Origin of the sequence: Burkholderia sp. S-53, assembly GCF_025560745.1 — a bacterium.
Lineage (GTDB): Bacteria > Pseudomonadota > Gammaproteobacteria > Burkholderiales > Burkholderiaceae > Burkholderia > Burkholderia pyrrocinia.
This window is the reverse complement of the sequence record NZ_CP090484.1, coordinates 3,228,414-3,254,774: the sequence shown is the minus strand read 5'-3', so window position 1 is coordinate 3,254,774 and position 26,361 is coordinate 3,228,414. Positions and strand designations below refer to the sequence as shown.

The following is a 26,361-nucleotide window of genomic DNA, read 5'->3' as shown; positions in this document are numbered from 1 at the left end:
CGCATCGCTCGCCGCGTCCATTCCGTTTGTGCTTCCCCGGGTCTCTCTCCATGCAGTCGACCGCCAGCCAAACGTACGAGGAAAACCGGCACATCGCGGCACGCCTGCGCGAGGCCGCGCAGTGGCTTGTCGACCAGGGCGCGAACCCGTACCGGGTTGCTGCGTACCGCGCATCGGCCGATACGGTCGACGCACTCGACCGCAACATCCGCACGTTGTTCGAAGCCGGCGGCGTCGATGCGCTGGGCGCGCTGCCCGACATCGGCACCGGCGTCGCGCAGGCGATCGCCGAGTTGCTGGTGACGGGACGCTGGCGCCAGCTCGACCGGCTGCGCGGCGATGCCGAACGGACATCCGCATTCGAGGCCGTGCCGGGTATCGGCCACGCGCTCGCGCTGCGCATTCACGACGCGCTGCACATCGACACGCTCGAGGAGCTCGAACGCGCGGCCCGCAACGGCAAGCTCGAGACGATCGCGGGCGTCGGCCCGCGACGTGCGGTCGGCATCCGCACCGCGCTCGACGACGTGCTGAGCCGCCGCCGGCGCTGGCAGGGTCACGTGGAAAACGCCGGCCCCGGCACGGAGCCGCCCGTCGAGCTGCTGCTATACATCGATCGCCAGTACCGCAACAAGGCCGCCGCCGGCATGCTGCCGATGCTCACGCACCGACGCATGAACGCGGACGACTACGTGCCGCCACCCGTGATGCACATGACGAAAGGCGGCTGGCATTTCACGGCGCTGTGCCTGCACGCAGCCGCGCGCACGCCGGAATCCGGCCACACGATGGACTGGGTGTCGCTCTATTTCTACGACGCGGTGCAGTGCGAACACCAGCGCACCGTCTTCACCGAAACGTTCGGCTCGCTCGTCGGCAAGCGCATCGTGCGCGGGCGCGAGATGGAGTGTCGCGTGTATTACGCGGGATGAATCATGCGTTGGACGCTTCGCTGACGTCGAATGGCGCATCGCGCGGGCCGACCGCTTACGCGCCGTCCGCCTTCGTACGGCGCGCCGGATGACGATGCGCGGCAATGCGCAGCAGCTTCTGGAACGACGGGCATTCGAGATGGTGCGGCGCCGGACACACGGCCGCATGCCGCAGCGCATCGCGCACGGCGCCGAGACGGCGGATCGTGCGGTCGAGTTCGTCGGCCTTGTCGTCGAGTTTCGCGCGATCGATCGCGGGCCGCCCGTCGGCACCGACCATCGCGAGGATGTCGTCGAGCGAAAAACCGGCCTCGCGGCCGAGCGCGATCAGCGCCAGCCGCTCCAGCACCGACTCGTCGTATTGCCGCCGCAGCCCGTGCCGGCCGATCGTAACGATCAGCCCTTTTTCCTCGTAGTAGCGCAGCGTCGACGCGGGCAATCCCGTGCGCCGCGCGACGTCCGCAATGTCCAGACGGCTCATGCTTGACCTCAAGTGAACTTGAAGTTGCAAGATAGTCGCCCGACTCCGTAAAGACAAGCGTGGACCGACATGAAACCGCTGAAACCACTGAAACCGACTCGCATCCCGCTGCGCCGCGCGGCCGTCACCGTTCGCGGCGGCGGTGTGCGATGAACCTGCCCGACATCCTGCTCGACCTGCTGCCGATCGGTGCGGGCGCCACGCTCGTGATGGATCTGTGGACGCTGTTCCGGCGGCGTGCGTTCGGCATTCCGTCGCTCGACTATGCACTCGTCGGCCGCTGGGTCGGCCACATGATGCGCGGCCGGTTCCGGCATGTGTCGATCGTCGCCGCGCCGCCCGTGCCGGGCGAACGCACGCTCGGCTGGATCGCGCATTACGCGATCGGCATCGCGTTCGCGGCGCTGCCCGTCGCGATCGCAGGCACGCAATGGATCGGCACGCCGACGCCGCTCCCCGCGCTCGTGGCCGGCCTCGCCAGCGTAGCCGCACCGTTCTTCGTGATGCAGCCCGCGTTCGGCTTCGGCATCGCGGCCGCGCGCACGCCGCATCCGGGCGTCGCGCGCCGGCGCAGTCTCGTCACGCATCTGTCGTACGGCGTGGGGCTCTATCTGGCGGCGTTCACGCTCGCGGCGCTGGGCCGTTGAACCTGCGGTTTTACGGGAGCCATGCCGGGTGGATCCGGGTCCGGCACCGCCGGCCGTCGCCGAACCCGGCAACGCGTCGTGCTCGTGCCCTGTCGCCCGGCGTTCCCGTTGTTTTCAATCCATCCATCGGGCGCGCCCGGATGGCGACACGCATCACTCGCCGCCGCAGTCGATCAGGTTGCGGCGGACGCGCCCGAGCAGCCGCACCAGCGTATCGCGCTCGTCAGGCGTGAAGCCACGCAGCCCGTCGTCGGTGACGGTATCGCCAACTTCGAGCATCTGCGGAAAGATCTCGCGCGCCTTGTCGGTCAGACGGATCACGAACGCGCGGCGGTCGTCGTCGTTCGCGATGCGTTCGATCCAGCCATAACTTTCCATCCGGTCGAGCAGCCGCGTGAGCGAGATCGGCGTGATCTCGAGCCATTCGGCGAGCCGCGCCTGATTCATCTCGCCCTTCCACGTCAGGTATGCGAGCACACGGCTTTGCGCACGCGTCAGCCCGATGCGCTTCGCGCGCCGGTCGAACAGGCGTCCTTGCAGGCGGGCCACGTCTGAAATCAGGTAGCCGATCCGGTTCTCGTAGGTCTTGTCCATCCGGCGATTATAGGGTCAAGCCGTCACCGGCCCACGGCTCGAGACCCAGCGATAAGCAGATATATAATAAGCGTGCTTATAATTCGAGCCATGCCGGATCGCCGCCCACGGCGACCGCCCCACGGAGACACCGCTTGAACCCCGCCGCCGACGCCCCCGCCTCACCCGCCCTGAACCGGCCGATGCTGACCCTGTCGATCATGCTTGCCACGCTGATCCAGACGCTCGACAGCACGATCGCGAACGTCGCGCTGCCGCACATGCAGGGCACCCTGTCCGCATCGCAGGACGAGATCACGTGGGTGCTGACCTCCTATATCGTCGCCGCGGCAATCGCGACGCCGCTCACCGGCTGGCTGTCCGACCGGCTGAGCGTCAAGCGACTGCTGATCGTGTCGATCGCAGGCTTCACGGTCGCCTCGGCGCTGTGCGGACTGTCCGAAACGCTCGTGCAGATCGTCGGCGCGCGGCTGCTGCAGGGCGTGTTCGGCGCCGCGCTGGTGCCGCTGTCGCAGTCGATCCTGCTCGACATCAATCCGCGCGAGAAACAGGGCCAGGCGATGGCGATCTGGGGGATGGGCGTGATGGTCGGCCCCATCCTCGGCCCGACGCTCGGCGGCTGGCTCACCGACAGCTACAACTGGCGCTGGGTGTTCTTCATCAACGTGCCGATCGGCGCGTTCGCGCTGGCCGGCGTGATGACCTTCCTGCCCGCGCGCGCACCGCGCCCGCACGTGAAATTCGACGCATTCGGCTTCGCGACGCTGGCGCTCGCGATCGGCGCGTTCCAAGCGATGCTCGACCGCGGCGAACAGCTCGACTGGTTCGGTTCATACGAAATCCGCATCGAGGCGGTCGTCGCGGCGCTCAGCTTCGCGTTCTTCCTCGCGCATACGGCGACGGTCGGCAAGGCGTCGTTCTTCAAGTCGGAATTGCTGCGCGACCCGAACTTCGCAACCGGCACGCTGTTCATCTTCGTCGTCGGCGCGGTGCTGTACGCGACGCGCGCGCTGCTGCCGCCGATGCTGCAGAACCTGATGGGCTACCCGGTCGCGACGACGGGCCTCGTCACCGCGCCGAGCGGCGCGGGCACGATGATCGCGATGCTGTTCGTCGGGCGGCTGCTGAAATACGTGGATGCGCGGTTGCTGCTGCTCGCGGGGCTGTCGATTTCCGCGCTCGCGCTATGGCAGATGATGCAGTACACGGTCGTGCTGTCCGAATCGGACATCGTGTGGCCGGGCGTCGTCCAGGGCTTCGGGCTGGGGCTCGTGTTCGTGCCGCTGAGCGCGCTGTCGTTCTCGACGCTGGCGCCCGACCTGCGGGCGGACGGCACGGCCACCTACAGCCTGATGCGCAACATCGGCAGCAGTATCGGCATCTCGATCGTGCAGACGCTGATGACGCGCAACACGCAGGTCGCGCATGCCGACCTCGCGACCCACATCACGCCGTTCAACCCGGCCGTGCAGGCGATGGCCGGCAGCCCGCTCGACTTCGCGCTGCTCGACCGCACGATCAACCAGCAGGCGACGATGATCGCGTACCTGAACGACTTCAAGCTGATGTTCGTCGCGACACTGCTGATGATTCCGCTGTTGCTGCTGATCCGCCCGCCGCAGAAAACGGCGAGCGTCGATGTCGCGCACGCGGCGATGGATTGACGATCACGGCGGGCGGGCGCACGAAGCGCGCCCGCTTCGCGTCTCGTCAGACCTTCATCGTCCCGGTCCGCACGTAGCGCTCGTGCCACGACAGCGCTTCGGCGAGCAGATGCGGCGTGTGCTTGCCGAAGCTTTCGCGCGACGCACGCTCGAAGTAGTCCTCGAGCATCGGCCGGTAATCCGGGTGCGCGCAGGTCGCGATGATCTTGCGCGCGCGCTGCTTCGGCGACAGGCCGCGCAGGTCCGCGAGGCCCTGCTCGGTGACGACCACCGCGACGTCGTGCTCGGTATGGTCGACGTGGCTCGCCATCGGCACGATCCGCGAGATCGCGCCGCCCTTCGCGGTACTCGCCGACATGAAGCACGACAGGTAGCCGTTGCGCGCGAAGTCGCCCGAGCCGCCGATGCCGTTCTGGATCTTCGTGCCCATCACGTGCGTCGAGTTCACGTTGCCGTAGAGGTCGGCCTCGATCATCCCGTTCATCGCGATGCAGCCGAGACGGCGCACGAGTTCCGGATGATTGCTGATCTCCTGCGGGCGCAGCACGATCTTCTCGCGGAACGTCGCGATCTCGTCGGCGAAGCGCTGCACGGCGGCCGGGCTCAGCGACAGCGCGGTGGCCGACGCGAAACTCAGCGTGCCGTCGTCGAGCAGGTCGAGCATCGCGTCCTGGATCACTTCGGTGTACGCGGTGAGGTTCGAGAAGCCGGCCGAGCTGAGTTCCGCGAGCACCGCGTTCGTGATGTTGCCGACGCCCGACTGCAGCGGCAGCAGGTTTTCAGGCAGGCGGCCGCGCTTCACTTCGTGGCGCAGGAAGTCGATCAGTTGCAGCGCGATCTGCTTCGACGTCTCGTCCGGCGCGGAAAACGCATTGCTGCGATCCGGTGCGTCGGTCTCGACGATCGCGACGATCTTGTCGGCCGGACAGCGCAGGTACGGCTCGCCGATCCGGTCGTCGCTCTGCGTCAGCGGAATCGGCTTGCGATGCGGCGGCAGCGCGGTGCCGTAATAGATGTCGTGCATCCCGTCGAGGCCGAGCGGCTGGCGCGAGTTGACCTCGAGGATCACGTGCTTCGCGCGTTCGAGCCACGTCTTGTTGTTGCCGATCGACGCGGACGGAATCAGCAGCCCGTCCTCGCGGATGCCCGCGACTTCGACGATCGCGACGTCGAGATCGCCGTACAGCCCGAACCATGCATATTGCGCGACGTGGCTCAGGTGGACGTCCTGGTAGTCGACTTCGCCGCTGTTGATCTTGTCGCGCAGCGTCGGGTCGGACTGGTACGGCAGCCGCATCGAGATGCCGTTGGTGCGGGCGAGCGCGCCGTCGAGTTCCGGCGCGGTCGACGCGCCCGTCAGCACATTGATCCGGAAGTCCTCGCCGCGCGCGTGCGCCGCGTCGATATGGGCGGCAAGTGCGGCCGGCACGGCCTTCGGATAGCCCGAACCGGTGAAGCCGCTCATCGCGACGGTCATGCCGGGACGGATCAGCGCGGCGGCTTCGTCGGCGGTGCGGACGAGCGAACGCAGGGCGGGAGCGAGGATGCGTGATGAAGACATGGCTGGTTTCTGACGCTTTGGTCTGTCGTTGACGTCGCGGGGGGCGCTCCTGAGCGACATGAAGCCCTTGGGGCCGCTCGGGGCGGCCGGCACCACAGGCACGGTCGGAGTATCGCAGAGGCGATCGCCGCGAAATGTCCGCTGGATGCAAAAGATCCTTGCCGGATTTGCCGGGTATCGAACGACCGTTCTGTGACAGGTGCTCCGCATGAACCGGATGCACACGAAAGGTGCGCGAAAGCATCGGGACAAATGACCGCTTGCAGATCGCCAACCTTCGCGAATTAATCAGCGGATTTCCATTGCAATTTGCCGCCCGTCGATCGGCAATTGTCGACCCGGATGCGGCGCGGCCAATTGTCGCCCGATGCACCTTTTCGGGGCCTGACGCAGGTCAAGGTCGCATGCGCCGCGCACCGTCCGCCGGCATGCGCGAAAAGCACCGCCGCGCAGCCCTTCGAGGCCCGTCCGTCCTTGACAGCCGCGCGATGCGAGCCACACTGGAATACGGGCCCGGCCGCCGCGTTTGCGCGCCCTTTCGCACGCCCGGTTTTCGACCGGCCGCGACCCGCAAGACGCGGTAACACTCCCGTATGTCAGGACATTGATCGAATAAAAAGCAACAAATTACAATTCCGTATATATTTCGCCGATGGACCAAAGAAAAACCGTCACACGCTCCGAGCCCCCCCTGCCACGCACCTGGGATGCGCGGCTCGCGCGCTCGCTTGTCCGACCGCTTGTCGATACGCCGGTCACCCCGAATCACCTCACTACGCTTCGTCTGCTGATTGGCCTCGCCGGCGCCTGGTGCCTCGCGCACGGCGGTTTCGGCTGGAGCAACGCGGGCGCGTTCCTGATCGTGCTGTCGAACTTCGTCGACCACACCGACGGCGAACTCGCGCGCATCAGCGGCAAGTCCAGCAAGATCGGTCACTTTTACGACCTCGCGGCCGATGCGCTCGTGACGATCGCGCTGTTCGTCAGCATGGGCCTCGGCATCGTCGCCCAAGGCGGCCAGATGGCCGCGTCGCCGGTGCTGCTCGGCGCGGTGGCCGGCGCGGCCGTCGCGCTGATCTTCTTCCTGCGCATGCGGATCGAATCGATCGCCGGCAAGGCCGGCACCAAACAGGCATTCGCCGGCGGCTTCGAGACCGAAGACGTGCTGTACCTGCTGCCGCTCGTGACGCTCGTCGACGGCGTCGAGCCGTTCCTGCTCGCGGCGTCGATCGGCGCCCCGCTGTTCGCCGCGTGGGTCGTGATCGACTGGTGGCGCATCGTCCGGCGCGGCAACCTCCCGCAAGAAAACGCCGGGTCGCCCCAGGTTTTCTTGTCCCCGTCGGGGGGCCTGGCGCGCAGCGACAGGTCCGGAGGCGCTCAAAACCCAACCGAAATCCAGGCTTCCAAATGACTCCGAGCACGCGCGACGACTCCGTGCTGAGCCCGGCACGCCCCGCGCCTGCGCGCGCGGCCGCGTCCGCCCCCGATCGCACGGTGGCCGACTGCGTCGGCCATCTCGACCTACACCGCCTGCGCGACGACTACACGCGCCAGGGGTCGTTCCTGTACCTCGACGCCTTCCTGCCGACCGACGCGCACGCGAAGCTCGCGGCGGCCGCCCGCGCGATGCAGGCCGGCCTGAACCGCAATTACCTGCCCGGCCACAAGCAGGGCGGCAGCGTGAGCCGCCATACGATCGACGAACAGGCGCCGTACATCGCGGAGCTGTATCGCTCCAAGGCGCTGATCGGCTTCCTCGAGAAGGTCACGGGCGACAAGCTGATGCTGTCGCCGGACGACGATCCGCACGCGTACGCGCTGTATTACTACACGAAGCCCGGCGACCACATCGGCTGGCACTACGACACGTCGTACTACGACGGCCGCCGCTACACGCTGCTGATCGGCGTGATCGACGAATCGTCGTGCCGGCTCGACTACGAGCTGCACACGCGCAACCCGGACGTGCCCGACGAACCGGGCTCCGTGCAGATCGCCGACGGCGGCATCGTGCTGTTCGACGGCGACAAGCTGCGCCATCGCATCACGCCGCTCGGCCAGAACGAGATGCGCGTGTCGCTGACGTTCGAATACGTGACGAACCCCGGCATGCGGCCGTGGAAGCGCTTCATCTCGAACATGAAGGACGCGATCGCGTATTTCGGCTTCCGCCAGGTGTTCAAGCAATTGGCCACGCGACGCACGACCGGATCATGACACGCGCCGGCCTGATCCTGCTGTCCCTCGGGACGGCACTCTTCATCGCACTCCTTGCATGGCAGGGCGTCGGCGCGGTCGCGTCCACGTTCCTCGCGGCCGGCTGGGGCCTCGCGCTCGTCGCGGCGTTCCATGTCGTGCCGCTCGTGATCGACGCGATCGCGATCTCCGTGATGTTCCGCCGCGGCCAGCCGGGCGCCGAGCTCGGCAATGCGCTGCGCGCGCGCTGGGTCGGCGAATCGGTCAACAGCCTGCTGCCCGCCGGGCAGATCGGCGGCCCCGTGCTGATGGTGCGCCACCTCGCGCAGCGCGGCACGCGGATGGCCGATGCGGCCGCCGCCGTGACCGTCAGCACGACGATGCAGGCGCTCGCGCAGATGGCGTTCGCGCTGATCGGCATCGCCGCGTTCAGCCTGTATGCCACGCACGAATCGGTCGCGCACCTGCGCACGCCCGCGCTGATCGCCACCGGTGTGCTCGGCGCGCTCGCCGCGCTGTTCTACCTGGCGCAGCGGCGCGGGCTGTTCGGCCGCGGCCTGCGCCTCGCGTCGAAGCTGCTCGGCCCGCGCGACTGGTCGTCGCTCGCGACCCGCGCCGACGCGATCGACGATGCGGTCGGTGCGCTGTACCGCGATCGTGCGAAGGTCGCGAAGACCTTCGCATTGAGCCTCGTCGGCTGGATCGTCGGCACCGCGGAAGTGTGGCTCGCGCTGCACTTCCTCGGGCACCCGGTGAGCTGGCTCGACGCGCTGCTGCTCGAAAGCGTCGGCCAGGCGATCCGCGGCGCGGCCTTCGCGATCCCGGGCTCGCTCGGCGCGCAGGAAGGCGGTTACCTGCTGCTCGCGCCGCTGGTCGGCCTGCCGCCCGACGCGGCGCTCGCGCTGTCGCTCGCAAAGCGCGCGCGCGAACTCGCGCTCGGCCTGCCCGGCCTGCTCTATCTGCATTTCAGTGAAAGAAACTGGCAGCGGCGCCGTGCGCCGCAGCCGCTCGCCGACTGATCGTTCAGATCCGCCGGCTTTTTGGTTGGAGAACCCATGCGAGCCATCATTCTTGCGGCAGGCCTCGGCTTGCGCCTGCAACAACCGCCCGAGGCGCAATTCCCGAAGTGCCTGCTGCGCTTCGACGACGTTTCGCTGCTCGAGCGCCATCTGCGCGTGCTCGACGCCGCGGGCATCGACGAGATCGTGCTCGGGCTCGGCTTCCAGGCCGAGAAGGTCGAGCAGGAATTGAAGCGCCTCGGCCGCCAGGCCGAAATCGTGCTGAACGAGCGCTACGACCTCGGCAGCGTGCTGACCGTGCATACCGTCGCCGATGCGATGACGCGCGGCGGCGACGTGCTGCTGATGGACGCCGACGTGCTGTATGACGAGAACATCCTGCACGCGCTGGTGGCCGATCCGGACAAGGCGGTCGACCGCCTGCTGATCGATCGCGACTTCGAGGCCGGCGACGAACCCGTCAAGCTGTGCGTGAAGAACGGCGTGCCGGTCGAGCTGCGCAAGCAGCTCGCGGTCGACCTCGACTACGACACGATCGGCGAATCGGTCGGCTTCTTCCGCTTCACCGAAGGCACCGCGCGCCGCCTCGCGACGATCGTCGCGGGCTATGTCGACAGCGGCCGCGCGAACATGCCGCACGAGGAAGCCGTGCGCGACCTGCTGCTCGAAGGCGGTCATTCGTTCGACGTCGCCGATGTCACCGGCTCGCCGTGGATCGAGATCGACTTCCCGAACGATGTCGCACGCGCCACGCAAGAAATCCTTCCCCTGATTCAACGCACTACCGCTGGAGCCGCACGATGAACGCACGCGAACCCAACTTCACCGAATCGCGCAGCGCACGCCTGCGCCGCATGCTCGTCAGCAGCGACCTCGAATTCCTGATGGAAGCGCACAACGGCCTGTCCGCGCGGATCGTCCGCGAGGCCGGCTTCAAGGGGATCTGGGCATCGGGCCTCGCGATCTCCGCGCAGTTCGGCGTGCGCGACAACAACGAGGCCAGCTGGACGCAGGTCGTCGACGTGCTCGAATTCATGGCCGACGCGAGCGACCTGCCGATCCTGCTCGACGGCGACACCGGCTACGGCAACTTCAACAACGTGCGCCGCCTCGTGAAGAAGCTCGAACAGCGCGGCATCGCCGGCGTCTGCATCGAGGACAAGCAGTTCCCGAAAACGAACAGCTTCATCGACGGCGAGCGCCAGCCGCTCGCCGAGATCGACGAGTTCTGCGGCAAGATCAAGGCCGGCAAGGATTCGCAGACCGATCCCGACTTCTCGATCGTCGCGCGCGTCGAGGCGCTGATCGCGGGCTGGGGGATGGACGAGGCGCTGCGCCGCGCGAACGCGTATGCGGAAGCCGGCGCCGACGCGATCCTGATCCACAGCAAGCTGTCGCGCCCGGACGAGATCCTGCAGTTCGCGCGCGAATGGAGCGGCAAGGCGCCGCTCGTGATCGTGCCGACCAAGTACTACAGCACGCCGACCGACGTGTTCCGCCAAGCCGGCATCAGCACCGTGATCTGGGCGAACCACCTGATCCGTGCGTCCGCGTCGGCGATGCAGGCCGTCGCGCGCGAGATCCACGAGAACGAAACGCTGATCAACGTCGAAGACCGCGTCGCGTCGGTCAACGAGATCTTCCGCCTGCAGGACGCCGACGAATACTCGGCGGCCGAGCGCATCTACCTGTCGTCGTCGTCGCGTGCGTCGAACGCGGCGGTCGTGCTCGCCGCAAGCCGCGGCAAGGGGCTCGAAGCCGTCACCGAAGACAAACCCAAGGTCATGCTGCCGGTCGCCGGCAAGCCGCTGCTGCGCTGGCTCGTCGACGGCTTCAAGAAGCAAGGCGTGAACGACATCACCGTGGTCGGCGGCTATCGCGCCGACGCGATCGACACGTCGGGCATCAAGCTCGTCGTCAACGAGCGCCATGCGCAGACGGGCGAACTCGCGTCGCTCGCCTGCGCGGCGGAACGCCTGACCGGCGACACCGTGATCTCGTACGGCGACCTGCTGTTCCGCAGCTACATCCTGCGCGACCTCGCGGAGAGCGAGGCCGAATTCAGCGTCGTCGTCGATTCGTCGCTGACGCAGCCGTCGAACCAGAGCGTGCGCGACTTCGCGCTCTGCTCGGCTGCGGACGACCGCGGCCTGTTCGGCCAGAAGACGTATCTGCAACGTGTATCGAGCGACGTCGCCACCGGCACGCCGCACGGCCGCTGGATCGGCCTCCTGAACGTGCGCGGCGCCGGCGTCGACCGCCTGAAGGCGATGCTCGCGACGCTGCAGGCGCGCGACGATTTCGACACGCTCGACATCCCGTCGCTGCTCAACGAACTGATCGCCGCCGGCGAGAAGATCGAGGTGCAATACGTGCACGGCCACTGGCGCGGCGTCAACGATCTCGAAGACTTCCGCCGCGCAGGCGACTTCGCGCATGGCCAGACGCCGCTGTCGGAACCGGGCGCCGGCAACGGGGGCGCGCAATGATCGAAGCGGCCCAGTTCGTCGAGGCCGCGCGCGAACGCGGCTTCGACTGGTACGCGGGCGTGCCCTGCTCGTACCTGACGCCGTTCATCAACTACGTGCTGCAGGACCCGACGCTGCACTACGTGTCGGCCGCGAACGAAGGCGACGCGGTCGCGCTGATCGCGGGCGCGACGCTCGGCGGCAAGCGCGGGATCGCGATGATGCAGAACTCGGGGCTCGGCAACGCGGTGAGCCCGCTGACGTCGCTGACCTGGACGTTCCGGCTGCCGCAACTGCTGATCGTCACGTGGCGCGGCCAGCCAGGCGTCGCCGACGAGCCGCAGCACGCGCTGATGGGCCCGATCACGCCCGCGATGCTCGACACGATGGAGATCCCGTGGGAGACGTTCCCGACCGACCCCGAACAGGTCGGCCCGGCACTCGACCGCGCGATCGCGCACATGGACGCGACGGGCCGCCCGTATGCGCTCGTGATGCAGAAAGGCAGCGTCGCGCCGTATGAACTGAAGGCAAACCCGGCGGCGACGCCGCGCGCGCATGTCGCCGCGCAGTCGTCGTCGCGCGCCGCGTCGGCCGACGCGTGGCCGCCCCGTCACGACGCGCTGCAACGCGTGATCGCGCACACGCCGGTCGATTCGACCGTGGTGCTCGCGTCGACCGGTTTCTGCGGCCGCGAACTCTACGCGCTCGACGATCGCCCGAACCAGCTGTACATGGTCGGCTCGATGGGCTGCGTAACGCCGCTCGCGCTCGGCCTCGCGCTCGCGCGCCCCGACCTGCGGGTGGTGGCCGTCGACGGCGACGGCGCCGCGCTAATGCGCATGGGCGTGTTCGCGACGCTCGGCACCTACGGCCCGGCCAATCTCACGCACGTGCTGCTCGACAACGGCGCGCACGAATCGACGGGCGGCCAGGCAACCGTGTCGCAGCATGTGTCGTTCGCGGGCGTCGCGGCTGCGTGCGGCTACGCGTCGGCGGTCGAAGGCGACACGCTCGACGTGCTCGATGCGACGCTGGCGGCGCCAAGCAATGGCCCGCAGTTCGTGCGTCTCGCGATCCGCACGGGCGTGCCCGACGGCCTGCCCCGCCCGACCGTCACGCCGGTCGAGGTCAAGACCCGTCTGATGCGGCACATCGGCGCCGCGCAGACCGAAGCCCACGCTGAAGGAGCCCATTGATGCTGCTGCTGAACCCCGGCCCGGTAACGCTGACCGAACGCGTGCGCCGCAGCCTGCTGCAACCCGACCTGTGCCATCGCGAAAGCGAATTCTTCGACCTGCAGGACGAAGCGCGCGCGCGCCTCGTCGCCGCATACGAACTCGATCCGGCCGAATGGGCCGCCGTGCTGATGACGGGCTCGGGCACGGCCGCCGTCGAGAGCATGATCGCGGCGCTCGTGCCGCAGGACGGCAAGCTGCTCGTGATCGAGAACGGCGTGTACGGCGAGCGGATCACGCAGATCGCGACGCAGTACGGGATCGCGCACGACGTGCTGAAGCACGAATGGATGCAGGCGCCCGACCTCGCGCAGATCGCCGCGCGCCTCGACGCGGGTGGCTTCTCGCATGTCGCGGTGATCCATCACGAAACGACGACGGGCCGCCTGAACGATCTCGGCGCGATCGCCGACGTATGCCGTTCGCGCGGCGTGAGGCTGCTCGTCGACGGCGTCAGCAGCTTCGGCGCGGAAGCGATCGACTTCGCCGGCGGCGACATCGACGCGGTTGCCGCGACCGCGAACAAGTGCCTGCACGGTGTGCCGGGCGCGGCGTTCGTGATCGTGCGCCGCAGTGCGCTCGCAAAGGCCGCGAGCCGCACGTACTACCTCGACCTCGGCCGTCTCGCGAAGCTGCAGGACCAGCGCAACACGCCGTTCACGCCGTCCGTGCACGCGTACTACGCGCTCGTCGAGGCGCTGCGCGAGTTTGATGAGGCTGGTGGATGGCGCGCGCGCCATGCGCATTACAAGGCGCTCGCCGATCAGGCGCAAGCCGGGCTCGCGGCGCGCGGGATGCCGCTGGTGCTGCCGGAAGGCGCGTCGTCGGTCGTGCTGCGCGCGTACCGGTTGCCGCAGGGCGTCACGTACGAGACGCTGCACGACGGCCTGAAGGCGCGCGGCTTCGTGATCTACGCGGGGCAAGGCGGGTTGTCGAAGGAACTGTTCCGGATCTCGACGATGGGTGCGATTCAAGCGGCTGATGTCGAGCGGTTGCTGGAGGGGTTTACCGAGTTGACGCGGTAAGCGGCTGACTTTTCTCGTCGACCTAAGGCCCGTGAGGGCCTTTTTTGTTTTTCGCGGATTTCTGGGAAACGCGGGACACATTGTCGGCGTTCGGCCAGGATGGCCAGTCAACTAACAAAGCAAAATTGTTGACAATTTTGTTGCCCTTGGCTATCGGTGCGGTTGCCAGTCAATCAAGTCGCTCAGATCGTCGTGCTGCGCGTCTGGATAACCAGTTGGCCAAAGTTCATGCTCGCGATCAGCACGGATAAAGCAGTCGCACGACTCGATTTTCGTCGGGTAAGGCACGCTGTCGATTGCCCGCACCGCGTCGCGCCGCAACTCTGCCTTGATCTCGCCGATCAACTCACCGCGATAATGCCGTCTCAGCTGGTGAAACGCAGACGGGCTTATGTCGTATCGCGGACCGTCCGGCAGGGTCACGGGGATCTCGATACTCTTGGACTGGAGTTCGATCACGCGCGCGCTGTAGCCCGTCGGCCATGACGTTACGCTGACGCAGTAGGTACGCCGGCTGCCGCTCAGGTTACTACGGGACTGGTACTGAAAACTCTTGGTGACTGACTCAGACGCATGATCTCCTTTCAAAACACTATGAATGCAGATTCGACAGCTGATCTCAATGGCAACGCCATGGACATGGCAATCTGTGCGCCATTACAACCGGCTCAGGTCGATCAGTATGCCCGCCGCCTTCATTTCCTTGATGAGTTGCAGCTTCCAGTCACCGGACAGTGACACGTACACAAGGCCGTCGATGTCGGACGGCTTCTCAACCGGCCCCTGCACCAGCGCACATACGTGTTTCAACCCGAGCGAGCCGGCAAAGAATCCAAACTCGAACACCACGTTTTGGCGAGCGCGAGCTTGGTACGCGCTGGGGTCTGCGCCAGCCACCCCGCCGCGATCATCGGGCGTGATCAGGATTACAGCGAAGGCCGCACGCGACGCTTCGTCCTGGAATTTCGAGAGGATCGTGCGGCCTTCGTTGGCCTGCTCGTGCAGGATCACCGGCTCAAGGCCAAGCGTAATGATGAAACGCGCAACTTCCTCACGAACAGCGACGTTGTGGCCATGCACAAGGAAAACGCGGGAGGGGGCGGCCGTTTGTGGAGCATCGGTGTCGGGTCTCCGCACGGCAGCAGCAGGCGCCGAACTGGAGTGGCCGATCGAGGGCACAGTGTTCAGGATGGCCGCCACGTCCACCGGACCATCCGAAGCGCCAGAAAGCCAAGACGATGCGGTATCGCCTGAACGCGGCCGGATCAGGCCGTAGCGCTGCAGAACGCGATACAAATCGAGCTGCTTGACCGACCAATGGCTGCTATCGAGACACCCGAAGCCGCGGGCGGGCCGGCGGATGTCCAATGCGTCTGCCATCAAGAGCAATTGGTCCTGCGGAATCGGCTCAATGCGATTGTCTCGCTCGAAGTGTAGGTAGTAGCCGTCGGACCGATGCTCGACCTTCGTGATGTGGCCCACGTACGCCGGCGTGGGTGACTGATGATTGGTCTCACAGGCGAAAATCGCAGGGTATTGCTTCAGACTCATCTCGACCGCGTCGCTCATCGGGGAGAAACGGGCCTTGACGATGTCATCGGTGAAATAGTGAAAGCGTCCCTTCGAAGTCTTGCCTTCGCCGAGGTCCCAGTGCCCTGGCTCGGCAGACACGATCAAGTTGTAATAGTCCTTCAGCCGCATGGCGGCAGCTCCTGTGCGCGTGGCCACCGCCCCTGCGGCAACCGTGAGCCAATCGTAGCGCCTAAGCGCAATTTTGTACCGGTATTTGTAACGCGCTCGACAGCTACTGAACATTAGCGCCACAATGTTTACTAGCTTCGGTATCGCCCCGGCGCACCAAACCGCCTCGGAAAAAGCAAGGAATACGCGATGGATGACCTCGTGCCGCCCAACATCGAACTGCTCACACAGCCGGCGACCCGTCTACTTGACGCTTTCGGTGCAGGGCAAGCATCGCCAGGCTCCGGGAGCGCTGCAGCCCTGATGGGACTGCTCGCCGTCAAGCTGATCCGCACGGTCTGCCTCAAGAGCCTGGAAAAGACCTCCGACCGGCTGACAGAAGCCACGCTGCGTCACATCCTGGATGAGTTGGTCGCGACCGAGTCTACGTTGCGCGCGCTCTTCGAAAAGGACGCCACTGAATTCGCCGAGATCGTTAGATTGCGGATGGAGCGTGATCGGGCCATCGACCCGGACATCCGAGCCACGCTCCAGCGACGCTCGAACGACCAGCTCGAGGTCGCCACCGACAATACCTTCGAAATCATTGACGCGTGCCTACCGCTGATCAACCACGGCGTGACTGTATTCGAGCACGGTTGGAAGGCCGTACGGGGCGACTCGGGAGCGGCGATCAGCGCAGCGATCGCCGCGATCACGTCGGGGCTGTTCATCGCGAACCTGAATATCAAGGGGCTGAAGGAACGAAAGTACGCGAAAGACAAGATCGGCCGGTGCACCGAATTGCTCAAACTACTGCAGCAGAAGCAAGAGACTGCACTGCACTGCGTCACGTCACTAAATGCCGAAGCGCTCGACTCACTTGCCGTAGAGGGTAGCGTTTCGCTCCAGTTGCCGCTGCCGGAACTGGCCGCGAACGGATACACCACGCCTGCCGACAAAGATGCGCCGTAATAGTGCGCCGCCACGTCTAAACCCGCCACGCCACCCCCCAGGAAGGGGGCGCAGTCGCACCACTGTCTGGAATATCATCCCGGACTTTGATTACAGTCCCGTCTTTAAGCACGACAGACTTGAAACGGCCCTGGCATCGTTAACGCGGAAAGCTCTCGGTAATCCGAAGTGCCGTCCGTCGAGAACCCACGCAATATCCACCGCCGTAGATATTCTCAAAGATTTTCACAATCTCGGTGTCGTTCGCGACGATGACCATAATGTGAGTTCGACGCCATTGTCGGACTTGGAATGGATTCCATGCTTTTCGCCACACCAACGAAAGCTTCTATAGAGTCTTTGTCGCACGTTGTCGTTGAACGTCCACGTTGTGGAGAACTGGCCGTCCCTTCGGGGTCAACAAGCGACATCCACAAAAATCTACGAGGAACCCTTTCCATCTTGATCACGAAAATCCGTCGCTTCGTTCCTTTGCTGGCAATCGCCGCCGCTCCCACCGTGCACGCCGCCGACAACCAGCCTTGCAGCGACGACACCGTCACGGCCATCGCCCGCTGGGCCGGCATCGCGAGCGCACGCATCGCCACGCGCGACGCTAACCGGCTCGTCGTCGCGTCGGCGTGCAAGATCATGCCGAACGCGCCGGGCACCACGATCGCTGCCGTCGCGTTCGATTCGCTGTCCAAAAGCAAGAATCCGGACGAAAGCGACAAGCTGCAGGTCGTCGCGCTCGTCGAGGGCGGCAAGGTCGTTGCGGCTGAGCGGTCGATGGTTCAGGAAGATGCAATAACGGAGATCGGCCCGAACAGCTATCGCATCGACACCGCGCCATATCGGCTATCGCCCGATGTGCGCGCATTCGGCATCGTGTTCACGAGCAGCGCGCGCGGGCCGAGTTGCCCCGATGCTTACGCCGAGAATGAACTGACGCTGTGGGTTCGCGAAGGGAATCGCATCCGTCCCGTGTTCGGTACCAACCTGGACGGCTGGGTCGGTGTCGAGGGCGAGGCCTGTGGCCCCGGCGTCGGCGACGCGAGCAGCGAGTCGGCACACATGACGATCGCGGTCGAGAACACCTCGAGCCACGGCTTCGCAGACCTGTCGATCACGGCCCGCATCACCAAGACGCAGCGTAAGAACGGCGACTATTCGGACAGCGGCAAGCGAACCTCCCGCACAGTCGTCCACTACGACGGCAAGTCGTACGGGATCGATATGTTCCGGAACTTCTGGTATTCGCCTGGGGCAATGAAGCGCTTCAAGTAACGGAGCAGCGGGCCGAGCCCGCCTACTCCGCCACCTTCGGCCCGATCGTATCGGTCGGTGCCGGCATCCGCAGTGCGTCATCACGCACGCGTCGCGCCTCGCGCGCCGTATATCGATCCTTCAGCCGCAGGAACGGCTTCTCGACGAGGACATAACTGGCCGTCGCGGCCAGCAGCGCCCACACGATGCCGAGCGGAAACGCATGCGCGACCGGCAGGTCCGGGTTCGCGAACGGCTGCTGCCACAGATAAAGGCTGAACGAGATCGTGCCGACGAACACGACCGGCCTCGCGCGCAGCCAGCGCGCGCACCAGAACTCGTTGCGGAAATTCAGCACGACGATCACGATCGCGATCAGCGCGGCTTCGAGCGTCACGCCGTACGTCGCATTCCAGAAGCCGCCGAGCCGATGTTCGGCGAGCGGCATGCCGAGCAGCACGATGAAGACGATCGCCGTCACGATACGCGTCTCGCCGCGCCACGAGCGGATCCACGCTTCGAGCCGTTCGCGGTTCAGCGACGCATAACAACCGATCAGGATCGGATCGACGCCCGTGTGGAGCATCATCCCGAGTTGCCCGCGCAGCGCCGGTGCGACGAAATACGTGACGGCGCGCACCAGCGGCACGACCAGGATCAGCGCGGCCAGCCAGCGCGTGCCACGGCGGCGCGCGCCGTACACGAACAGCAGCGGCCAGAACCAGTAGAACTGCTCCTCGAGCGCGAGCGACCAGAAATGGCCGAGATACCACGCGCCGTCCGGATGCAGTGCGTTGCTGCCGGTCAGCCCGAACCACGCCGAGTAATTCCACAGGTGCAGCGCGGCATACAGCCACTGCCGGCGATCGACGTCGAACCAGCCGGCGAAGGCCACGATCGCGACGGCCGCGAGATAGACGTAGCAGGCCGGCCAGATCCGCAGCGCGCGGCGGACGTAGAACGACGTCAGCGCGATGCCGCCCGTGCGCGCGAACTCGGCACGCAGCACGTTGGTGATCAGGAAACCGCTGAGGACGAAGAAGATCAGCACGCCGAGCCGGCCGTCGGCGATCAGCCGCAACGGCGCGTACCAGCCCGTGTAGCCGCCCGGCAGCACATGCTCGGCATGGCCGACGACGACCATCGACACCGCGACGGCGCGCAACCCGGTCAACTGCGTGACGCGATGGTTCATCGGCTGGTTCCCGTTGGCACGGTAAAGAAGCAGGAGATAGGCAGGCGCCCCGGTCGGCACGCCGATATGCCGCCGGGATTTTGTATGAAAAATATCGGAATGAAATTGCTTCAAAAATCCGGGGCGAACACAGGCGACGGCGCACACCCTGGCGAGCCGACGTCCGCGGCGGCGAATTGGCATAATGACAAGCCTTGTCCGGCGGCGGCCGGTCCGATGCCCACGCAACGAGTTTTTTGCGGCGCCGCAATATCCAAAGTACCGTGCCCCGCCCGCACACCGGCCCGCTCGTCCGCCTCCTGTCGACCCTCACCCGGAGCCTGTCTGTGTACCCACCGATCGAACCCTACGCCCACGGCCACCTCGACACCGGCGACGGCCATCGCACCTACTGGGAGCGCTGCGGCAACCCGGCCGGCAAGCCCGCCGTGTTCCTGCACGGCGGCCCCGGCGCGGGCTGCAGCCCCGATCATCGCCGCCTGTTCGACCCGGAGCGCTACGACATCCTGCTGTTCGACCAGCGCGGCTGCGGGCGCTCGACGCCGCATGCGAGCCTCGAGAACAACACGACGTGGCATCTGGTCGCCGATATCGAACGCCTGCGCGAAATGGTCGGCGCCGAGCAATGGCTCGTATTCGGCGGCTCGTGGGGTAGCGCGCTGTCGCTCGCGTATGCGGAAACGCACCCCGAACGCGTGAGCGCGCTGATCGTGCGCGGCATCTTCACGATGCGCCGCGCGGAATTGCTGTGGTACTACCAGGAAGGCGCGTCGTGGCTGTTCCCTGACCTGTGGGAAGCCTTCGTCGCGCCGATTCCGGAAGCCGAGCGCGGCGACCTGATGGCCGCCTACCATCGCCGGCTGACGGGCGACGACGAAACCGCGAAGCTCGAAGCCGCGCGCGCGTGGAGCATCTGGGAAGGCCGCACGATCACGCTGCTGCCCGATCCCGCGCTCGCCGCGCACTTCGCGGACGGCCACTATGCGCTCGCGTTCGCGCGGATCGAAAACCACTACTTCGTCAATCACGGTTTCGTCGAAGAAGGCCAGTTGCTGCGCGACGCGCATCGCCTCGCCGGCATTCCCGGCGTGATCGTGCAAGGCCGCTACGACATCGCGACACCTGCCCGCACCGCATGGGATCTGTCGAAGGCGTGGCCGGAAGCGACGTTCGAGATCGTGCCCGGCGCAGGGCACGCATACAACGAGCCGGGGATCCTGCAGGCGCTGCTCGCGGCAACGGACCGGTTCGCCGCGTAGTCGTCAAGGGGTGGATGGCAGCGCCGCACGAGCGGCCTGCCATGCCGCATGAAAAATATTGTCACTTCTCCAATACTCGACTCCGTCGCCGACAACGACACTGTGGCGCCAATGCCAATGTGGCTGCGGTAAAAAATGCATATACGAAGAACAGCGACCACTCCAGCCCGGCAGGAGTCGTGACATTCACATACGCACCACCAAGATAAACCGTGGCAAAAAATGCTCCAACATTATTGCCGATGTGAAACCCGATTGACATTTCCAGCCCATCACTGGCGAGACACAGCGCTGTCATCCACATTGAAGCCGCAAACATGGTTGCCGAGAAAACGAAATCATTCCCAGGATGAAGTAAAACGAATGCAGCAGACGTGATAATTGCCGAAACAAATCTGCTTTTCGCGAACAAGAACACAGACTGCATGACGAATCCGCGCGATATAACCTCTTCAATGGCACTCTGAAAGACAAGCACAACCACATAGATTGCCGAATACCCAACAAATACAGGGGTAACTGCAAAATCCGGGTGTCTTATGACAGGAGCCTCGACTCTGCCTCCCGCCACCAACACAACCAGAAAGTCGATCGCTCTCGCACAAACAAATATCAAAACCCCAAAAACCAGCAGCTTTGCATTGATTTTCTCAGCAGAATAAATAAATGTTTTTATATTTCTGTGCAACGAAAATTTCGCAACGAAAAACATCCCAAACCACAAGCATATCGTTGTCGAACATAGAAACGCCAATTGCAGAAAATAGGCTGCCGCATTTAAATCGAGCCAATTCCCGACAACCAGTTCCACTGGAAAATACACGATATTCCCGACAATCCAGGCCACAATCAGAAGCACGATTGCCTCAAGAATATGCCTCCAACCAACCCTTCCAAGATATCCCGCAGCCATGAATTCCACTTGCGAGCATGACATCGGCGGAGACCTCATTAATAATTCACGATATCAAAGTCATCCAATGCACCGGCATCCGATTTTTTAATCGGATGCCGGCATGATATCAAGACGGCCATTAAAACAAGCAGTTAACGCCGTCCACCTGCCCCGCCGCGGATCTTCTGAATTGTAGTCGCAACCGGATGACTATTATTGTAGATATACGCACCCCATGCCCCCAATGCTCCAGCTCCACTCGCAGGCATCGGACCATTAACTGGCGGCCGCGGAAAATCAGGAACCGACGTCGACGGAAGGCGCCATTCTGGGCCACACACTTCTGCCGGCCCCTTGCCTTGACCACCGCTCACAGTCGCAACGTCGAGCGCAGAGAGCTCGCGAAGGTTATCTTGACGCATTGCCCGATGATTGAAATTTTTCAACATTTCATTGCATTCCTAACTTTATAAAACAAGGCTCATCAATACGGGAGCCAAAAATCAACGATTCGCGATCGCCCCTCTCTGACGGCATCGTCGTCAGCCGGTGGCGCGAGAGATCGTCACGGAAACAACGCCACCCAGAATCTCAAAGCGAAGGTTGCGTTGCGCAGCCCACCTTATCGCAAACGAGAATCATTATCGATATTGGCGAAGCATCGGCGATTTGTCATGCTCTTCGCGATCAATGATTTTGAGCGATTCTCGAATCGACAAGCCGTCGTGATCTAACTCCCCGATAGCCTCGGCAAGGCTCTCAATACCGTTGCCAGCTCGACTGCACGGTACCTTGCATGATGGGCCCGCCGAATGGACGACTTTGATTTTCTCCATGCGGTCGCCATGCACGAGCTTCGGGCTGACCGGCACTCACCGGACACACATCGTCAGAGACTGTTACACCGGCCCTCAAAGCGACGCTTCGACGATCGTCCTGCCGCTGATCGCCCGCTCGACGAGTTGTTCGTCGCCGACCTTGCGGATCGCATCGTCGAGTAGCCCTTCCGGCTCTTCGGTCGCGACCTTCAGCAGGCCAGACAGGCCGCGCGCGTCGAGCACCACCAGCGTTTCCATCGAATCCGCGCGGCTCACGAGCACGCGGCGCAACGCCGGCCCCGCGCCGAAGCTCGCGCAAAGCGCAATCGTCTCGCCGCCGAGCGTGTAGTCGAAGTTCTTGATCATGATCTGTCGCCGATGCAGGGGAATGGCGAGGCGCGACGGCGCGGCGCCGTGACGTCGACGCACCCGCGCGTGCCGCCGGCGCCGGACCGGGGCCCGATCCGTTCGCCGGCATCACCATGCTAGGCGTGCAGTATTAACGAAGACTTAAAGCGGCTTCAGGCATCATGCAGCTTCTCGTTCCGGCCGGAAAAGCATGATGGCTGTCCGAACAGGCCGACTCCACGCGCTATCGAAATTCACCACGAAAAGCCCTGTATCCCGTAATTGGTGTCGTGTCGACGGCCCCACCACGGTAGGTAGGCGTTGTTTTCGCCGCGTGCACGGAACCAATCCGTGTCCGGATCCATCGGGGTGAGCTCCGACGGCGGCCTAACCACGACGGCGACAGGATGACGCGGGTCGGTCGTACCGGCAACGAGCGCATTTCCACCGAAGTGGTTGATACGACCGATTGCCAGTGCGACGTCGGTTAGCGCACTGCCCGTGCCCATGTCGCCGAGCAATGCCGCCGTGTTGAATGCCTGCTTGCCATGGTCGTATTCCGGCAGGATTTCAGTCAGGGTCTGCGACAGCGCGACGAGACGCGTCGACGCCGCATCGCTGCCGTTGCCCGCGTCGTGGACGATGTACTTGATGTCCGGAACAGCGATGCCGGCGTTGCGTGCAGCCTGATCGATGGTTGCCTTCCAGGCTTGCACGGCGCGCGTCGTGCCGACTTTAAGCGAAAAATCCTCCGTGTCGCCAGTCGCCGCGTTGCCGATCCAGGCGAGCGGCGCACGCTCCGTGTTGAAGGTCGGGCCGGCGAGGAACAGCACGACGAGGTTCTCGTTGATCTGCGCGTCCGTCGGCGGGAAGTTCGGCGCATCCCAGTTCATCACCCACACGGTCTTGTCGGGGTTCGCCTGCAAGTAGTCGAGTGCCTTGTTCAGCGACGCAAATCCGGCGTTCGCGCCACCCTGGGTGATCTGCACGTCGGGAAGTTCGCTGCGGCGCCAGAGTGTCTTCGGGAACGGCTCGCCAAATCTGTAGAAACTCTTCATGCGCTTGCGCAATCGGTCTTGAGCCCCCTGTGGCTCAAGTCGATTCGGAATCGCAAGTTCGATACGCTGGCCGGCAACCTCGCGCCAATCTTTCGAATTTTCGGGCGCCGCCGTATAGAAGTACTTCGTGTTTGTTCCATAACGCGTGTTCATCAGCAAGAGAAACTTATCGACATACTTGGCATAGAAGCCGTCGAAAGTTTCTGTTCCACGATTGCCATATACCAAAGCCCCGATTGACCGTAGCGACGAGTATTTCTCCGCGTTCGTTCGCACCATGTCATCGTTCTTGTTCGGTTTAACAAGTCCTTGCGTCCACAACAATTGCCACTCCGTCGGGTAGTCCCGACGCTGCAACGGATTCAACCAGATCAGGCCGACCACCTGTGCCATGAATGGCTTTGTGGATTCGTCCGCCGGTGCAGTGGCAATAGCAGCCGATTCCGGGTTCGGTGCGGCTCGAGTGGGGCGCACCATTGCAGTAGTCGACAAGAGCACCATCAGAGCCATCAGGCCGGGAGCAATCATGAGTCGCTTCATCCAATCTCCTGTTTCGAGTAATGACGGGTGTGGGTGTTCCAGATGTTCCATCAGGGCAAGCATCAGCAGGGTCGAGACAATCCACGTCACGACTGCCAACGCGATACGTCGTGGCCACGTAGCAATCGCTACCTTCATACGACGCCTCCAACGCTCAGATAGAACTGCCCTTCGCGTTCGTCGACGATCCTGCCCGGCATGTTGCCCTCGCTACCTTCCGCGTGTGCCCATTCGTGTATCGCCAAGTCGTCGATATATCCGGATGAAAAATAGTCAAAGTACTTTGCGTTCGGGTGGTCCTCTCCGAGTCCCCCACCCATTCTCCAATCCGCCTCGATCCGCAAGTCAACCATCTGATTGGGTGTCAGGTAACACAAACCAATAGCCACGTCATACGCAAGCGCCTTTTCTGCGTGCTCGGGGTTGGTCATCGTCGTCGAATGGTTCGTCGGGCTATTGGTCATACCGCGATCGAGCAAGTCGGTAATTTTCTTGTCGCGCCATTCCTTGTAGCCTTCGGGCGCCACGCTATTGGCGTTCTCGCCGATTGCGCGGCCGGCTTCATCGAGCCATGCGGCATTCCTCTCGCGGCGCGCCTCCATGCGCATCACGGCCCGATCCTCGTAACGCTGTCCGGCCTCGGTCATCGCAGTTCCCTGGGCCTTGCCGTCCTTGTCCCTCGCTTTGTACCGGTCGTACGGATCGTCTGCCCGTTTGTCCGCATCGGTCTTGCCTGCATCTCGCCACGCAGCAGGCGGATCGTTGTCTTCATTGAAGTCGCTGACCGCGTCGCCGTCCCGCGTCTCGATCGGTTTGCCGAAGCGCAACGCCTTCGGCGTGAACGGCTCGTCCAGCGCAGGGGCATCGGCGGCCACCGCCCAACCCTCCGGCGGATCGGCATTCACGCGAAACATGTCCAAAGTCGAACTCACCCTGGTCAACGCGAACATGACCGGTGCGGTCACCAGCGTAACCATCATTCCCAGCACGCTTTCGTTGCCATTGAGTGCACCGATCAGATTGAATCTGGCGGACGGCGAAGGCGGATACCAGAAACCCGGTTTTGTCTCTCGCTTGCGATATCGCCAGTCGTCGTGCCAATACCGATAGGATTGCTGAACGCCGACCTGAAAACCTGACGCGAATACGCGTTGCGTCAGGCTACCGGGCGCGCCGATGTTGGTCAGTTCGTCTTTGCTGATGCCCCGCCAGCCAATGCCCTGGACCGTCAACGCCGAAATGACCTGGTCATGCGGGCAGCAATACACCGTGACGCGCCCGTACGTCGATGCGTTCAGGCCGAATCGCTCACGATCCGCCTGCGCCGCGTAGGATCGCCGGCTGGTCGGAGACACACGGCTGTTCGCCATGTCTTCGTCGACCTTGTCCGGCGCAGGCTCGCAAGCGGCACGCGCACCGACGATCGACAGGAATTTTCCGAAGGTCTGCGCGCGCGCCGCATACGTCTGGCGCCCCCGGTTTCCCTTTGCGTCCTTCATCCCGCGCTGCGACCAAGTATCCATGAACGTATCGGATTTTTTCGGGCCGCTCCCGTTCGCGAGGCTGTATGGCGCATTTGCCAGCACGTAGGCATCCGCCACGCAGCGCCCCTTGCGTCCCCACGGATCCTCCACGTCCGGCAGCGCATCACCGAAGAATGCCGCCGTGAGGCCGACGATGTTGCCTTGACTGTGGCACACGACGGTGATCGGCACGTCGGCCTGCATTCGACGAATCGATTCGATCAGTTTCGCGAGTCGCAATGCAGCGAGCACGCCATAAGCGCGCGGCGGCGCGCGATAGAGCGGCCGATTGATCGGGTTGATGCCCTGCACGGTCGTCCACCCGAATGCGCGGTCGTCGAGACCGGCCTGCCAAAGATCGGGCAGGCTCGAGCAGCCGTTGACGAACGGGCCGCCGCCCCAATAGTCTTTCTCGTTCAAGAAAAGCTTGTCGCCGTACTCTTTCAGTTCCTCGAGGGTTGCCTTATAGCCCCAGCGAAAGTGGATGACGGGCGAAAACGACGGATCGGGCTTGACGTAATTGTCCGGCAGCAGATCCGGATTCAGAAACCCATCCGGCGTCACGCTGTCGGTGTACCGCGCCGGCACCATCTGCCCCGCGTTGATACCGAGATACATCATCTGATCGTTCAGGCGCCCGAGCCGGCGATTCAAGCCATCGCACAGGCCCTGTTCAGCCGCTTCGAACCACTCCCCCTCCGAATTCACGCCGTGCACGAAGATGACGACACCCGGCAATGGCAATTGCTTCACGCAGATCAACCGTGTGTCCGCGGCAAACATCGTTACGCCTTCAACGCGACCGACGACGATCTCCGGCGGCTCGCCCGATGACGCGGCGCCACCTGACGCGGCTGCATTGACTGACGGCGCGCCGAATTCGTCTGTCGTCGATTGAAGACCGGGGTAAGGCTGAGTCATCCTGGCTCCTGCGCACGGTTGGGCATCCTTTGCCAATCCGTGCCGCCAGCCATTCAAACGAGCCGGGATACGAGCGGGC

General features: G+C 64.3%; 24 protein-coding genes. 13 read left to right on the top strand and 11 right to left on the bottom strand.

Annotation, left to right across the window (positions count from 1 at the left end):
- Positions 1–50 precede the first annotated feature (50 nt).
- Positions 51–932, top strand: a complete 882-nt coding sequence (locus LXM88_RS36645) for a helix-hairpin-helix domain-containing protein (RefSeq protein WP_262544337.1) — start codon at positions 51–53, stop codon at positions 930–932.
- A gap of 55 nt (positions 933–987) precedes the next feature.
- On the opposite strand, the gene LXM88_RS36640 is transcribed toward LXM88_RS36645, so the two are convergent.
- Positions 988–1,413 (bottom strand): helix-turn-helix domain-containing protein, encoded by a 426-nt coding sequence (locus LXM88_RS36640; protein ID WP_262544336.1) that lies wholly within the window; start codon positions 1,411–1,413, stop codon positions 988–990.
- Positions 1,414–1,562: 149 nt separating this feature from the next.
- On the opposite strand from LXM88_RS36640, the gene LXM88_RS36635 reads away from it, so the two are divergent.
- A complete protein-coding gene (locus LXM88_RS36635) occupies positions 1,563–2,060 on the top strand; it encodes a DUF2938 domain-containing protein (RefSeq protein WP_262544335.1) in 498 nt (165 codons plus the stop codon).
- Positions 2,061–2,213: 153 nt separating this feature from the next.
- Here LXM88_RS36635 and LXM88_RS36630 read toward each other — a convergent pair whose 3' ends face one another.
- On the bottom strand, positions 2,214–2,654 hold the full coding sequence (locus tag LXM88_RS36630; protein ID WP_262544334.1) for a MarR family winged helix-turn-helix transcriptional regulator: 441 nt from the start codon (positions 2,652–2,654) through the stop codon (positions 2,214–2,216).
- A 134-nt stretch (positions 2,655–2,788) separates the two neighbouring features.
- Here LXM88_RS36630 and LXM88_RS36625 point away from each other — a divergent pair, with 134 nt between their 5' ends.
- On the top strand, positions 2,789–4,318 hold the full coding sequence (locus LXM88_RS36625) for a DHA2 family efflux MFS transporter permease subunit (protein WP_262544333.1): 1,530 nt from the start codon (positions 2,789–2,791) through the stop codon (positions 4,316–4,318).
- Between the two features lie 46 nt (positions 4,319–4,364).
- On the opposite strand, the gene LXM88_RS36620 is transcribed toward LXM88_RS36625, so the two are convergent.
- A complete protein-coding gene (locus LXM88_RS36620) occupies positions 4,365–5,879 on the bottom strand; it encodes an acetyl-CoA hydrolase/transferase family protein (protein WP_262544332.1) in 1,515 nt (504 codons plus the stop codon).
- Positions 5,880–6,531: 652 nt separating this feature from the next.
- Here LXM88_RS36620 and LXM88_RS36615 point away from each other — a divergent pair.
- The 7 genes from LXM88_RS36615 to LXM88_RS36585 are packed head-to-tail and all read left to right on the top strand — an operon-like array spanning position 6,532 to position 13,825.
- Entirely contained in the window at positions 6,532–7,290 is a 759-nt protein-coding gene (locus tag LXM88_RS36615) for a CDP-alcohol phosphatidyltransferase family protein (protein ID WP_262544331.1), read from the top strand.
- Positions 7,287–8,096: a HalD/BesD family halogenase gene (locus LXM88_RS36610; RefSeq protein WP_262544330.1), complete on the top strand. Its 810-nt coding sequence runs from the start codon at positions 7,287–7,289 to the stop codon at positions 8,094–8,096. Before LXM88_RS36615 ends, LXM88_RS36610 begins: the two co-directional genes overlap by 4 nt.
- A complete protein-coding gene (locus tag LXM88_RS36605; RefSeq protein WP_262544329.1) occupies positions 8,093–9,094 on the top strand; it encodes an HpnL family protein in 1,002 nt (333 codons plus the stop codon). The genes LXM88_RS36610 and LXM88_RS36605 overlap by 4 nt, the downstream gene beginning before the upstream one ends.
- 36 nt (positions 9,095–9,130) lie before the next feature.
- Complete coding sequence (locus LXM88_RS36600) at positions 9,131–9,898, top strand: phosphocholine cytidylyltransferase family protein (RefSeq protein WP_262544328.1); 768 nt, start codon at positions 9,131–9,133, stop codon at positions 9,896–9,898.
- Entirely contained in the window at positions 9,895–11,583 is a 1,689-nt protein-coding gene (gene aepX / locus LXM88_RS36595) for a phosphoenolpyruvate mutase (protein WP_262544327.1), read from the top strand. The genes LXM88_RS36600 and aepX overlap by 4 nt, the downstream gene beginning before the upstream one ends.
- On the top strand, positions 11,580–12,761 hold the full coding sequence (gene aepY / locus LXM88_RS36590) for a phosphonopyruvate decarboxylase (protein ID WP_262544326.1): 1,182 nt from the start codon (positions 11,580–11,582) through the stop codon (positions 12,759–12,761). Before aepX ends, aepY begins: the two co-directional genes overlap by 4 nt.
- Positions 12,761–13,825 (top strand): 2-aminoethylphosphonate aminotransferase, encoded by a 1,065-nt coding sequence (locus tag LXM88_RS36585; protein ID WP_262544325.1) that lies wholly within the window; start codon positions 12,761–12,763, stop codon positions 13,823–13,825. The genes aepY and LXM88_RS36585 overlap by 1 nt, the downstream gene beginning before the upstream one ends.
- 150 nt (positions 13,826–13,975) lie before the next feature.
- On the opposite strand, the gene LXM88_RS36580 is transcribed toward LXM88_RS36585, so the two are convergent.
- Both LXM88_RS36580 and LXM88_RS36575 read right to left on the bottom strand, forming a co-directional pair.
- A complete protein-coding gene (locus LXM88_RS36580) occupies positions 13,976–14,248 on the bottom strand; it encodes a hypothetical protein (RefSeq protein WP_262544324.1) in 273 nt (90 codons plus the stop codon).
- A 234-nt stretch (positions 14,249–14,482) separates the two neighbouring features.
- On the bottom strand, positions 14,483–15,526 hold the full coding sequence (locus tag LXM88_RS36575) for a nucleotide-binding protein (protein ID WP_262544323.1): 1,044 nt from the start codon (positions 15,524–15,526) through the stop codon (positions 14,483–14,485).
- A 189-nt stretch (positions 15,527–15,715) separates the two neighbouring features.
- On the opposite strand from LXM88_RS36575, the gene LXM88_RS36570 reads away from it, so the two are divergent.
- Positions 15,716–16,480, top strand: coding sequence for a cyclodeaminase/cyclohydrolase family protein (locus LXM88_RS36570; protein WP_262544322.1), 765 nt, complete (start codon positions 15,716–15,718; stop codon positions 16,478–16,480).
- Between the two features lie 291 nt (positions 16,481–16,771).
- Complete coding sequence (locus LXM88_RS36565) at positions 16,772–17,746, top strand: multidrug ABC transporter ATPase (protein ID WP_412524164.1); 975 nt, start codon at positions 16,772–16,774, stop codon at positions 17,744–17,746.
- Positions 17,747–17,768: 22 nt separating this feature from the next.
- On the opposite strand, the gene LXM88_RS36560 is transcribed toward LXM88_RS36565, so the two are convergent.
- Positions 17,769–18,920 carry an acyltransferase family protein gene (locus LXM88_RS36560; RefSeq protein WP_262544321.1) on the bottom strand — a complete coding sequence of 384 codons (1,152 nt, stop codon included), beginning with the start codon at positions 18,918–18,920 and terminating at the stop codon, positions 17,769–17,771.
- Between the two features lie 326 nt (positions 18,921–19,246).
- Here LXM88_RS36560 and pip point away from each other — a divergent pair, with 326 nt between their 5' ends.
- Positions 19,247–20,179 carry a prolyl aminopeptidase gene (pip, locus tag LXM88_RS36555; protein WP_262544320.1) on the top strand — a complete coding sequence of 311 codons (933 nt, stop codon included), beginning with the start codon at positions 19,247–19,249 and terminating at the stop codon, positions 20,177–20,179.
- A gap of 61 nt (positions 20,180–20,240) precedes the next feature.
- Here pip and LXM88_RS36550 read toward each other — a convergent pair whose 3' ends face one another.
- From LXM88_RS36550 to LXM88_RS36530, 5 genes are all read right to left on the bottom strand, one after another.
- On the bottom strand, positions 20,241–21,038 hold the full coding sequence (locus LXM88_RS36550) for a CPBP family intramembrane glutamic endopeptidase (protein ID WP_262544319.1): 798 nt from the start codon (positions 21,036–21,038) through the stop codon (positions 20,241–20,243).
- A 677-nt stretch (positions 21,039–21,715) separates the two neighbouring features.
- Positions 21,716–21,910 (bottom strand): hypothetical protein, encoded by a 195-nt coding sequence (locus LXM88_RS36545; protein WP_262544318.1) that lies wholly within the window; start codon positions 21,908–21,910, stop codon positions 21,716–21,718.
- A 75-nt stretch (positions 21,911–21,985) separates the two neighbouring features.
- Entirely contained in the window at positions 21,986–22,258 is a 273-nt protein-coding gene (locus tag LXM88_RS36540) for a hypothetical protein (RefSeq protein ID WP_262544317.1), read from the bottom strand.
- 236 nt (positions 22,259–22,494) lie between these two features.
- Positions 22,495–23,976 (bottom strand): virulence factor, encoded by a 1,482-nt coding sequence (locus LXM88_RS36535; RefSeq protein WP_262544316.1) that lies wholly within the window; start codon positions 23,974–23,976, stop codon positions 22,495–22,497.
- Positions 23,973–26,144, bottom strand: a complete 2,172-nt coding sequence (locus LXM88_RS36530) for a T6SS effector phospholipase Tle3 domain-containing protein (RefSeq protein WP_262547095.1) — start codon at positions 26,142–26,144, stop codon at positions 23,973–23,975. Before LXM88_RS36530 ends, LXM88_RS36535 begins: the two co-directional genes overlap by 4 nt.
- Positions 26,145–26,361 lie beyond the last annotated feature (217 nt).